The organism is Microlunatus aurantiacus (assembly GCF_039536605.1).
Lineage (GTDB): Bacteria > Actinomycetota > Actinomycetes > Propionibacteriales > Propionibacteriaceae > Microlunatus > Microlunatus aurantiacus.
This window is the reverse complement of record NZ_BAAAYX010000003.1, coordinates 20,890-31,869: the sequence shown is the minus strand read 5'-3', so window position 1 is coordinate 31,869 and position 10,980 is coordinate 20,890. Positions and strand designations below refer to the sequence as shown.

At 71.1% G+C, this 10,980-nt stretch carries 10 protein-coding genes; 7 read left to right on the top strand and 3 right to left on the bottom strand.

What is annotated here, in order from left to right:
- A partial coding sequence (locus tag ABD714_RS05635) for a LacI family DNA-binding transcriptional regulator (protein ID WP_344811322.1) occupies positions 1 to 687 on the bottom strand: 687 nt, incomplete at its 3' end.
- 104 nt (positions 688 to 791) lie between these two features.
- On the opposite strand from ABD714_RS05635, the gene ABD714_RS05630 reads away from it, so the two are divergent.
- Together ABD714_RS05630 and ABD714_RS05625 are read left to right on the top strand one after the other, a co-directional pair.
- A complete protein-coding gene (locus ABD714_RS05630) occupies positions 792 to 1,292 on the top strand; it encodes a heme-degrading domain-containing protein (RefSeq protein ID WP_344811321.1) in 501 nt (166 codons plus the stop codon).
- Positions 1,289 to 2,416: a Gfo/Idh/MocA family protein gene (locus ABD714_RS05625; protein WP_344811320.1), complete on the top strand. Its 1,128-nt coding sequence runs from the start codon at positions 1,289 to 1,291 to the stop codon at positions 2,414 to 2,416. The genes ABD714_RS05630 and ABD714_RS05625 overlap by 4 nt, the downstream gene beginning before the upstream one ends.
- An 816-nt stretch (positions 2,417 to 3,232) precedes the next feature.
- On the opposite strand, the gene ABD714_RS05620 is transcribed toward ABD714_RS05625, so the two are convergent.
- Positions 3,233 to 4,225 (bottom strand): LacI family DNA-binding transcriptional regulator, encoded by a 993-nt coding sequence (locus ABD714_RS05620; RefSeq protein WP_344811319.1) that lies wholly within the window; start codon positions 4,223 to 4,225, stop codon positions 3,233 to 3,235.
- 137 nt (positions 4,226 to 4,362) lie between these two features.
- Here ABD714_RS05620 and ABD714_RS05615 point away from each other — a divergent pair, with 137 nt between their 5' ends.
- From ABD714_RS05615 to ABD714_RS05595, 5 genes are all read left to right on the top strand, one after another.
- Complete coding sequence (locus tag ABD714_RS05615) at positions 4,363 to 5,685, top strand: MFS transporter (protein WP_344811318.1); 1,323 nt, start codon at positions 4,363 to 4,365, stop codon at positions 5,683 to 5,685.
- Positions 5,682 to 7,952 carry a glycoside hydrolase family 3 C-terminal domain-containing protein gene (locus ABD714_RS05610; RefSeq protein ID WP_344811317.1) on the top strand — a complete coding sequence of 757 codons (2,271 nt, stop codon included), beginning with the start codon at positions 5,682 to 5,684 and terminating at the stop codon, positions 7,950 to 7,952. Before ABD714_RS05615 ends, ABD714_RS05610 begins: the two co-directional genes overlap by 4 nt.
- A gap of 170 nt (positions 7,953 to 8,122) precedes the next feature.
- Entirely contained in the window at positions 8,123 to 8,650 is a 528-nt protein-coding gene (locus ABD714_RS05605; protein ID WP_344811316.1) for a P-loop nucleotide/nucleoside kinase family protein, read from the top strand.
- A 271-nt stretch (positions 8,651 to 8,921) separates the two neighbouring features.
- Positions 8,922 to 9,116 carry a hypothetical protein gene (locus tag ABD714_RS05600; protein ID WP_344811315.1) on the top strand — a complete coding sequence of 65 codons (195 nt, stop codon included), beginning with the start codon at positions 8,922 to 8,924 and terminating at the stop codon, positions 9,114 to 9,116.
- A gap of 17 nt (positions 9,117 to 9,133) precedes the next feature.
- Positions 9,134 to 9,721, top strand: a complete 588-nt coding sequence (locus tag ABD714_RS05595) for a GNAT family N-acetyltransferase (RefSeq protein WP_344811314.1) — start codon at positions 9,134 to 9,136, stop codon at positions 9,719 to 9,721.
- Between the two features lie 86 nt (positions 9,722 to 9,807).
- On the opposite strand, the gene ABD714_RS05590 is transcribed toward ABD714_RS05595, so the two are convergent.
- Positions 9,808 to 10,902 carry an alpha/beta fold hydrolase gene (locus ABD714_RS05590; protein ID WP_344811313.1) on the bottom strand — a complete coding sequence of 365 codons (1,095 nt, stop codon included), beginning with the start codon at positions 10,900 to 10,902 and terminating at the stop codon, positions 9,808 to 9,810.
- Between the last annotated feature and the right edge of the window lie 78 nt (positions 10,903 to 10,980).

The window sequence follows — 10,980 nt, the reverse complement described above, 5'->3', positions numbered from 1 at the left end:
GACGGTCACCACCCGGGGTGGGGGGAGTCCGCGGTCCGCGCAGGCGGCGCGGACGCCGTCGAGCCGGTGTTCGGCGAAGAAGAGCACCCGGTCGTCATCGGGCCACGCGTAGCCGAGTCGGCGGTGACCGGCAGCGGCCAGGTGCTCGACCTGGAGCCGGCCGGTCAGGGCGATGCTGGACTCGAAGTCGCCGCCGTCGACCCCGGAGATGAGCACCAGCTCTGCACCGCTGCGCTGGATCGCGGTGCGGTCGGCGTCGCTGAAGGTGTCGTACGCGAGCACCGCGGCCGGGGTGACCGACTTCCAGAGCTCGGTGATCGGGCGGTCGCGGACCTGCGGGTGGATGACGAAGGTGAGGTCGTGCCGCGCGAACGCCTGCGACAGCTCGTCCAGCAGGCTGGCCACCCCGAGCCCGATGGGCCAGTCGGGCAGCAGCATCACGACCACGTCGGACCGGCCGCTGACCAGCATCCGCGCGGCCGCGGACGGGGTGTAGCCGAGCTCGTCGGCGGCGGTCAGCACGCGCTGCCGGGTGGTCTCGGGGATCGCCTGGCGTGGGTTGTTGTTCAGCACGTAGCTGACGGTTGCCTGGGACACGCCGGCCCGGCGGGCGACGTCGGTGGCGGTCGGACGCTTCGCCCGCCCGGCCCGACCCACACCCTCACCTGAACTTGTCGACGTTGCCATGCCGACGATCATGCCCTACCATCACTTATACGCACAACTGATACGTATCAGTGACGCCAGAAGTATCGCGAGCACTGATGTCCGACCGACTGGAGGAACCACCCATGCCCGAGGCCGCCACCGACCTCATCACCAGCCTGCAGAGCCAGGAGGAGGAGCTGGTCCTCGACTCCTTCGATCACACCGATGCCTGGACCCTCGGTGCCGGGCTGGTCGAGGTCGCCCGGGCCGCCGGCCACGCCGTGGGGATCGACATCCGCCGCTCGGGTCTGATCCTGTTCCGCGGGTCCCTGCCCGGGATCACGGCAGACCAGGAGAGCTGGATCGCCCGCAAGGCCGCGCTCGTGCTGCGGATGGAGTCCAGCAGCGCCCTCGTGGCGGCCCGGCTGGCGGCGGCCGGTGTCGACGCCGCTGCGATCGGCTGGCTGGGTGCGGACTACGCGATCACCGGCGGGTCGTTCCCGGTCCGCGTCCGGGGGGCCGGGGTGGTCGCCGCCGTCACGGCGTCCGGACTCTCGTCCGCCGAAGACCACGACCTGGTGGTCGCGGGCCTCCGCCGCCACCTCGCCACCACGTCCAGCTCCCAGGAAGGAACCCGCTCGTGACCCGCACCGGACCCGTGGGTGTCGGTTTCATCGGCACCGGCATGATCAGCAACACGTACCTGGAGAACCTGACCAGGTTCCCCGACATCGACGTGGTGATCCTCGGGGACCGCAACGTGGACCTGGCACGGTCGCGGGCCGAGCAGCACGGCGTCCGACAGTGGGGCAGCGGCGACGACGTGCTGCAGCACCCCGATGTCGAGGTGGTGGTCAACCTCACCATCCCGGCGGTGCACGCCGAGGTCGCCGGGGCGGCGATCGCCGCCGGCAAGCACGTCTGGACCGAGAAGCCGATCAGCGTGGACCGGGACAGCGGTCGTGGGCTGCTCGCGCAGGCCGAGGACGCCGGGCTGCTGGTGGGCGTGGCGCCGGACACCGTCCTCGGCCCGGGGGTGCAGACAGCCCTTCGTGCCGTCGCCCGCGGCGACATCGGCGAGCCGCTGTCGGCCCAGACGGTGATGCAGTACGTCGGTCCCGACATCTTCCACCCCCACCCGGAGTTCCTGTTCTCCCGCGGTGCGGGTCCGCTGTTCGACATCGGCCCCTACTACCTCACCGCCCTGATCCAGCTGTTCGGCTCGGTGCGGGACGTCGCGGCCGTGGGCTCGCGGAGCCGCTCGACCCGGACCGTCCTCGCCGGGGACCGGGCGGGCGCCGAGTTCCCCGTAGAGGTGCCCACCCACGTGTCGGCGCTGGCCACGTTCGTCGACGGCGGTGTGAGCCAGAGCGTCTTCAGCTTCGACTCCCCGCTAACCCGGACGGGCTACGTCGAGGTCACCGGCACCGAGGGGACCATGATCATCCCCGATCCCAACCTGTTCACCGGTGAGGTCAAGATCACCAGGGCCCCCGACTTCGCTGTCCTGGAGGAGGATCCGCGGTGGGAGACCGTCGAGGTCTCCGGCGCCTGCGCCGAACGGGGGCTCGGCGTGCTGGATCTGGCCCGGGCTGCTCGCACCGGCGGCACGCCACTGGCGTCCGGTCAGCTGGGCTTCCACGTGCTCGACACCCTGGTCGCCATCGACGAGGCCCTCACCGAGCGCCGGGTGGTCGCCGTGGAGAGCCGGGTCGACCGGGTTCCGCTGGTCTCGGCTGGGTTCGACCCGTTTGCGGCCACCCTGTAGCACCCGAGCACGACTCGGCCTGGCGGGCTCGCTCACTCGGCCGGTGGCGCCGGATCTGACGTGCTGGCGCGGGTCGGGGACCGTCGTGCGTGGCTCCGGAGTCGCGTACGGCTGGTGGTGTGCCGGGTTTTCCGACCGGGGGCGGCATGCGCGGTCGTACGGCTGGCGGTGTGCCGGGTTTCCGACCAGGGGCGGGATGTCGGCTCGTACGGCTGGGTGGTGTGCCGGGTTTTCCGATCGGGGGCGGGATGTCGGCTCGTACGGCGGGGTGGTGTGCCGGGTTTTCCGACCACGGGCGGGCTGCACTCGGTGCTCGCCAGCCCGATGTCGCCGCGGAGTCGCATCCGGTGTCCGTGCCGGCGTCCCCGTCTGTCGTACGTGGCTTCGGGGTCACGTCCGGCGGTCCGACCGAGCGCCCAGTCACCCCGGATGTCCCCGAGAGGTCGTGTCCGGTGGTCCGATCTGGGGCAGGTGATCCGGATGTCGCCGCGGAGTCGCATCCGGTGTCCGTGCGGGAGTCCCGGTCTGCGGTACGTGGCTCCGAAGTCACGTCCGGTGGTACGGCCGAGCGCCCAGTCACCCCGGATGTCGCCGAGGAGTCACGTCCGGTAGTCCGACCTCGTGCAGGTGATCCGGATGTCGCCGAGGAGTCACGTCCGGTGGTCCGACCTCGTGCAGGTGATCCGGATGTCGCCGAGGAGCCACGTCCGGTAGTCCGACGCGGCGCTGGACCACTCCGAACCTGGCGCCCCGACCAGCTCGGCTCTCCGCACCCCGAACCGCCCCGCCCCGCCCCGAACGGGCCGGCGGCGCAGATCAGGCCGATTCGCGCCGGATGATCGAGTGGATGTCGGAGCCCGGGCGTTCGGCGGCGGGTCGACCGTCGAGCTGTCGGATGATCGAGTCCGCGATGAACCGGGCCAGCACGGCGGTCTCGGCCCGGACAGTGGTCAGGGCGGGCACCGAGACCGCGGCCGAGGGGATGTCGTCGACCCCGATGACCGCCAGATCGCCGGGGACGTCGAGACCCTGACGGCGGGCACCGGCGAGCAGGGCCAGGGCCACCTCGTCGTTGTAGGCGCAGACGGCTGAGACCGGCGGCCCGTCTGCGCCGTGGAAGACCTCCAGAGCCCGCTGCACCCCGTCGGGGGTGAGGGGGACCGGGACGACTGTCGGCGGGTCCAGACCGAGCTCGGCGCAGGCCTGGCGGACGCCGTCCAGTCGCGGCTGAGCGAAGGTCACGACGCGCGGGTCGTCCGGCCAGGCGTAGCCGAGCTGGCGGTGACCCGAGGCGGCGAGGTGCTCGGCCTGGAGCCGACCGGTGCGCTGCTCGGGTATGTCCATCGCCCGCGCCGCAGGGCCGGCGTCGCCCAGCAGAGCCACGGACAGCTCGATACCCGCCGCCCGGAGGCGCTCCGCCTCGACCTGCTCGAGCTCCTCGAAGGTGATCACCGCGGCCGGCGTGATCGCCTTCCAGACGTCGGTGGTCGGTCGACCGGCCGAGCGCGGGTGCGCGACGAAGGTGAAGCCCTGCTGGCCGAGGGCGTCCGACAGGCTCTCCAGCAGGTGGCCGACGGTGGATCCGATCGGCCAGTCCGGCAGCAGCAGCAGGATGACGTCCGAACGACCCGTGATCAGCGCGCGGGCGGCCGCCGACGGTGTGTAGCCCAGCTCGGCCGCGGCGGCGCGCACCCGCTCCCGCGTCCGGTCGGGGATGGCCTGGTGCGGCGTGTCGTTCAGCACGTAGCTGACGGTGGCCCGGGACACCCCCGCCCGGGCGGCGACGTCGGCCGCGGTCGGTCGCCGCACCCGTCCGCGGCTGTGTTTCGCCGGCGTAACGTCCGTCACGTTTGTTGCCACCCGATCGACCATCCCCTTACTGTACTGAAACGCGCAACTGACACGTTTCACTGACTCGCTTCAGTGAAGGACGGAGGAACCCACCGATGAGTACCCCAGGAAGCCCCTACGGCGAGCTGCCGCCGACCCACGACGCCGAGGTCGCCCTCGACGGCCACGACCACCACTGGTTCGCCGAGCCCACCGAGGCGGTGGGTCGCAAGTACATCATCGGTCTCGTCGTCGCCCAGCTGGTCTTCTTCATCGCCCTGCTGGGACCGGCCACGATCGGCATCGGCGTGAAGGTCCAGTCGATCGTCCCCGACGACCAGAAGACCTCGGCGCTCGGCATCGTCGCGGGCTTCGGCGCACTCTTCGCCGTCATCGGCAACGTGCTGTTCGGACGGCTGTCCGACCGCACCACCTCCCGCTTCGGCCGCCGTCGCCCCTGGATCGTCGGTGGCACCGTCGTCATGACGTTCGCGTTCGTGATCATGGCGCTGGCTCCGTCGGTGCCGCTGCTGACCCTCGGCTGGTGCCTGGCCCAGCTGGGTGCCAACGCCACCCTCGCCCCCTTCATCGCCACCATCTCCGACCAGGTGCCGAAGTTCCAGCGCGGTCGGGTCTCCGCCCTGCTCGGCATGGCCCAGAACATCGGCGTCCTCGGCGGCACCTTCGTGGCCGAGCAGTTCGCCGACCAGATGCTGATCCTGTTCGTGGCCCCGTCCATCCTGGCCATCGGCGCGATGATCGTGTTCGCCTTCATCCTGCCCGACCAGCGCCTGAAGGGCCGTCCCCCGGCCATGACGGTCGGCGAGTGGATCACCACCTTCTGGCTCAACCCGCTCAAGTTCCCGGACTTCGCCTTCGCCTGGTGGTCCCGGTTCCTGATCACGCTGGCCACGTTCATGTTCACCACGTACCGGCTGTTCTACCTGCAGGACAACCTGGGGGTCAGCCAGGCGGACGCGCCACGGGCCGTCCTGATCGGCGTCCTCGTCTACACGGTTGCCCTCGTGCTGGCCGCCTACGTCGCCGGCAAGATCTCCGACCGCACCGGCCGGCGCAAGTTCCTGGTGGCGGGCTCCACCCTGCTGTTCGGCATCGGCATCTTCGCCCTGGCCCACGTGGACACGGTCACCGGGTTCTACCTGGTCGAGGTCGTGCTGGGCGTCGCCTTCGGCATCTACGTCGGGGTCGACCTCGCCCTGGTCGTCGACGTCCTGCCCAACCCCGATGACGCGGGCAAGGATCTGGGCGTGTTCAACATGGCCAACGCGCTGCCGCAGACGCTGGCCCCGGTGCTCGGCGCCGCGCTGCTGGCGGTCAACAGCGCCACCAACCAGAACTACGACCTGCTGCTCTACACTGCGGCCGGCGCGGCTTTGGTCGGCGCCCTCATCGTGCTCCCGATCAAGAAGGTGAGGTGAACGACGTGCTCGATGTCGATCAGCTGCTGACCGAGCTCACCCTGGCTGAGAAGGCGTCGCTGACCAGCGGCTCCTCCTTCTGGTACACCGCTCCGGTGGAGCGGCTGGGCATTCCCCGGATCATGGTCTCCGACGGTCCCCACGGGCTGCGGGCCCAGCCGGACGAGGCCGATCACGTCGGTCTCAGCGGCTCCCTGCCCGCCACCTGCTTCCCGACCGCGTCGGCCATCGCGTCGGCGTGGAACCCCGGCCTGGTGCACCGGATCGGGCAGGCTCTCGCCCAGGAGGCGCGCGCCGCCAACCTCTCGGTGATCCTCGGCCCGGGCATCAACATGAAGCGTTCGCCGTTGTGTGGAAGGAACTTCGAGTACTTCTCCGAGGATCCGTTCCTGACCGGCGAGCTCGCCGTGGGCATCGTGGACGGCATCCAGTCGCGGGGTGTCGGCACGTCGGTCAAGCACTACGCCGCCAACAACCAGGAGACCGATCGGCTCCGGGTCGATGCCCGGGTGGACGAGCGCACGCTGCGGGAGATCTACCTGCCCGCCTTCGAGCGCGTGGTGAAGGCCTCGCAGCCATGGTCGGTGATGTGCTCCTACAACAAGGTCAACGGTCAGTCGGCCTCGGAGAACTCGTGGCTGCTCAGCACCGTGCTCCGCGAGGAGTTCGGCTTCCAGGGTCTGGTGGTCTCCGACTGGGGTGCGGTCTACCACCGGGTCCCAGCCCTGCTGGCCGGCCTGGACCTGGAGATGCCACCGGCGCTGGGTCGCAGCCCCGAGCAGATCATCGCTGCCGTCGAGGACGGCTCGGTGCCGCTCGATGTCCTCGACACCCGCGTCCGCACCGTGCTGGAGCTGGTCAGCAAGGGGATGGGTGTGCTCGGCCTGGAGGAGAGCTTCGACCGCGACGCCCACCACGCCCTGGCGCGCCAGGCCGCCGCCGAGTCGGTGGTGCTGCTGAAGAACGACGACGGGATCCTGCCGCTGGCGACCGGCGCCGCTGTCGCCGTGATCGGCGAGTTCGCCCGCACCCCTCGCTACCAGGGCGCCGGTTCCTCCCAGGTCGTGCCGACCCGGCTCGATGTGCTGCTCGACGAGCTGGGGACCGTCTACGGTGAGGTCCCGTTCGCCCCGGGCTACCGGGTCGGGAACGAGGGGAGCGACGACCCGCAGAGTCTGCTCGACGAGGCCGTGCGGGTCGCCTCGACGGCCGACACCGTGATCATGGTGCTGGGACTGCCGGCGGCGGACGAGTCGGAGGGGTTCGACCGGACCCACCTGAACCTGCCCGCCGACCAGCTGGCGGCCCTGGCCGCCGTCGCCACGACGAACCCGAACGTGGTGGTCGTGCTGATGAACGGCTCGACCGTCGTGCTCGACCGCGTCCTGCCGTACGCCAAGGGCCTGGTGGAGGCCTGGCTCGGTGGCCAGGCGGCTGCCGGTGGCATCGCCGACGTGCTGTCCGGTGCGGTCAACCCTTCCGGTCGACTCGCCGAGACCATCCCGCTCCGGCTGGAGGACAACTCGTCGTACCTCAACTTCCCGGGCGACTCCCGGATCGTCACCTACGGCGAAGGTCTGTTCATCGGCTACCGCGGCTACGACGCCTCCGCCCTGGAGGTGGCCTTTCCCTTCGGGTTCGGTCTCTCCTACACCAGCTTCGAGGTGACCGACCTGGCGGTCGACACCCACGGGTCGGTGTCCGACGGGGACCTGGCGGCCACGGTGACGGTCACGGTGACCAACACCGGCGCCGTCGCGGGCGCCGAGGTCGTCCAGGTCTACGTGCGCGATGTCGAGTCCTCGGTGGCCCGACCGGTGCGCGAGCTCAAGGGCTTCGCCAAGATCGCCCTGGCGCCGGGCGAGTCCCGCCGGGTGTCCGTCGAGCTGGACCAGCGGGCCTTCTCGTTCTGGTCGGTCCGTCACGGACGGTGGGCGGTCGAGGCCGGTGACTTCGTCATCGGGGCCGGCGCGCACTCGCGGGACCTCCCGCTCAGCCGGACGATCACCGTCGAGGCGCCGTCGTTGCGTGAGCCGCTGACCCGGGACTCGACCCTGCAGGAGTGGATGCAGGACCCGGTGGGTCGGGAGCTGATCACCGCCGCGGTCAACGGCGGGCAGCCGGCGACGGTGATGCAGGAGGAGCTGATCGAGGTGATCGGGACCATGCCGATGAGCACCTTGGCCAACTTCGGGGGGATGAGTCTCGATCACGGGTCGCTCGACCGGATCACGGCGGACTGGCAGCGGCGAACCGTCACCGCCTGACCCCGACAGCCGCGCGCAGGGCGTCGAGCCGATCACGGCTCGGCGCCCTGGCGCGTCTCGGACCGACGCCTCATCGCGTTTCGCCTCCTGGCGCCCTGGCGCGTCCCGGATCGTGGCGCGACCGGCTCTTGGTGCTTGCCCGGACCGGTGGTCCGTGAGACGTTCGGCCGGTGGTCAGCATCCCTCCCGGCGTCGACGCTGCAGCACCGGTGCCCACGTTGACGTTGTTCTGCGGACTCCCCGGGGCCGGCAAGACCACGCTGGCCCGCCGGCTGGAAGGCGACGGCAGGGGAGTGCGCCTCTGCACCGACGACTGGCAGGCCGAGCTCGGGGTGCCCCACACCGACACCGACTTCCACGAGCGGCTGCAGCCCGTCCTCTACCGGCACGCCCTCGACCTGCTGCGCCACGGCACCGACGTGATCTTGGAGGACGGTCTGTGGCAGCGGGTTGAACGGGACGAGAAGCTCGCCGACGCGCGAGCCTGCGGAGCCCGGGTCGAGCTGCACGTCTTCGACGTCTCGCCGGCCATCCTGTGGACCCGGCTGCAGAGCCGCAACACCGGCGGACCTGCCGGGGCCTACCCGATGACGCGGGCCGAGCTCGACTGGGCGGTGTCGGTGTTCCAGCCCCCGACGGCCGCCGAGCTCGCCTCGGTCGACCGCTACGAGATCCATGCGGGCGGGCTGGCCCGCTGAGCGACCGAGCGCGCCGATGCGGCTCCGGCCCGGACGTTCGCGCCGTGTGCAGCACCCCGGCGACGGCGTCCTGCTGCGGACCCCCGTGGAGGTGTCGGCACTACGCGTCGGCCGCCACCGACGTGCGACGCCGAGAGCTGAGGGTGGGTCTCGGCGCCGATGCCGGCGGTCGCCGTGTCTTCGTACGGTTGCCCCACACCACAGTCACCCCGGCTGCCCGACGACCTGCAGCATCGCCACATCGTCAAGCCGGGAAGGGAAGGGAGCAACCGTGTCGTACGAGCATCTGCTGAGCAGCGTCGCCGAGGACCGTGACCTGAGCCGGGCCGCCGACGAGAGGTACCTGATGATGCAGTCCCTGCCGGAGCGTCCTGGCGAGGAGCAGCCCCGGCAGCGTCGCTTGGCGACGCTGAGGCGAGAACCGGCCCCGCCCGGTCGTCGACCGTCGGAGCGGAGCGACCGATGAAGCGAGCGGAGCGACCGATGAAGCGAGGGGACGATCGCAGTGATCGGGCGACCGCACCGCCGCACGCGGTGGACGAGGAAGCCGGATCGGCAGGTGGGGCCGCCGCTGCCCCAGGTGTCGACGCGCTCCAGGTGTCGCCCGCTCGACTCGACTGGCTCGAGGCGCTCGCGGAGGGCGATGCCACGTTCTCCAGCCGGTTCGGTCTGGCTGTGGAGCCGGGCTGGTCAGGATTCCCGGAGGCGTTGCCGGCCGTCGTCGCCGATGCCCGGCAACGCGGGGAGGACCCGTGGGGCACGTACCTGTTCTTCGACGACGACGGTGCGCTGGTCGGCATCGGCGGATTCACGGGCTCTCCCCGGGCCGGCGTGGTGGAGATCGGGTACGCCGTCGCGCCGTCGCGTCACGGTCGAGGCATTGCCACCGCTGCCGTCCGCCACTTCCTCGCGCGGGCGGCCGGGGAGGGCGCTGTCACCGTCATCGCGCACACGCTGGCCACCGTCAACTCGTCCACGTCGGTGCTCCTGAAGGCGGGCTTCGTCCGAACCACCTCCGCGTACGACCCGGAGGTCGGTGAGGTCTGGCGCTGGGAACGGCCACTCCGCTGATCGCCTCGCGAACACGCGCCTCCGGATCCACGCGCCGGGGCGCAAACGGCCGCGTCGGGGGCCGCGCCGGAGGCGCTGCGACCCCGTCAGGGGGAGGGACGGGCCAGCAGGCGGGCGACGGCGGCGGTGCGCGCGTTGCGGCCCTGCAGGCCGAGCTTGGTGTACACGTTCTGGAAGTGCCGCTCGACCGTGCGGACCGACAGCACCAGCTCCGTGGCGATCGCGTTGTTGTCGTGGCCCTGGGCGGCCAGACGGAGGATGTCCCGCTCGCGCGGCGACAGCAGTGAGGCGACGTCCTCGACCTCCGTCGGCGCCACGCTCAGCCGGTCCGGGGCCAGGAACTGGGTGACCTCCTGCAGGAAGACCGGCCACGCCGCCTCGTCGGCGAGCACGATGTGGTTGTTGCTCTCCAGGGCGACCAAACGAGCCCCGCTGATGCGCGCCGCCAGGTCCCGCCCTCGTTGGTACGGCTGGGCACGGTCACCGCGACTGTGCAGGACCAGCGTCGGCAGGTCGAGCTCGCTCAGCCGGGCGCTGGAGTCGGTCACCAGGCGGTGGGACCGGGCCAGCATCGCGGTCTCGACGTCGACGGCCACCTGTTGCAGGTCGTCGATCCAACGCATCTGCTCCTCGGTCCCGTCCGGGATCATCATCTTGGTGAAGACGCGACGGAACTCCGATGTCGGCCGGGACCAGCCGACCCGGATCATCGCGCCGATGGTCTCGTAGAGCTCGACGTCTTCCGGGGTGGTCGCGAGCTGGTCACCCGCGAAGCTGCCGTAGAACACCAGCCGGGTCAGGCGCTCCGGGTGACGGGCGGCGTACTCGATGGCCACCGGCCCGCCCTGGGCCATCGCGAGCAGGGCGAAGCGCTCGATCCCCGCGTCGTCGGCCACCGCCTCGAGGTCGGCGACCCTCGCCTCCAGGCTGTGATCGGAGACGTCCCGGTCCGACATGCCGTAACCGCGCTCGTCGTAGCGGATCACCGTGGCGACCCGGCCCAGCTCGACCAGGTAGTGCCGCCAGACCGGACTCTGCCAGTCGAACTGCAGGTGGCTCAGCCAGGACTTGTCGATCACCAGGGGGGGACCGCTGCCGTGGACGGCGTAGGCGATCCCGACGCCGTCGGCCGACCGCGCGAACCGGATGTTCTGCACGGAAGTCACCCCGCCCGTGGTCACCTCACGATCCTAACCGCGGATCCCCCCGCCGGGACCGTGCGCACCGCAGACCGGTGACACCGACACCGGCACGCCCGT

Bases quoted from the DNA above. Each gene is read 5' to 3' on its own strand.
- ABD714_RS05595 (WP_344811314.1), top strand. From the start codon at position 9,134: ATGAAGCGAGGGGACGATCGCAGTGATCGGGCGACCGCACCGCCGCAC.
- ABD714_RS05615 (WP_344811318.1), top strand. From the start codon at position 4,363: ATGAGTACCCCAGGAAGCCCCTACGGCGAGCTGCCGCCGACCCACGAC.
- ABD714_RS05630 (WP_344811321.1), top strand. From the start codon at position 792: ATGCCCGAGGCCGCCACCGACCTCATCACCAGCCTGCAGAGCCAGGAG.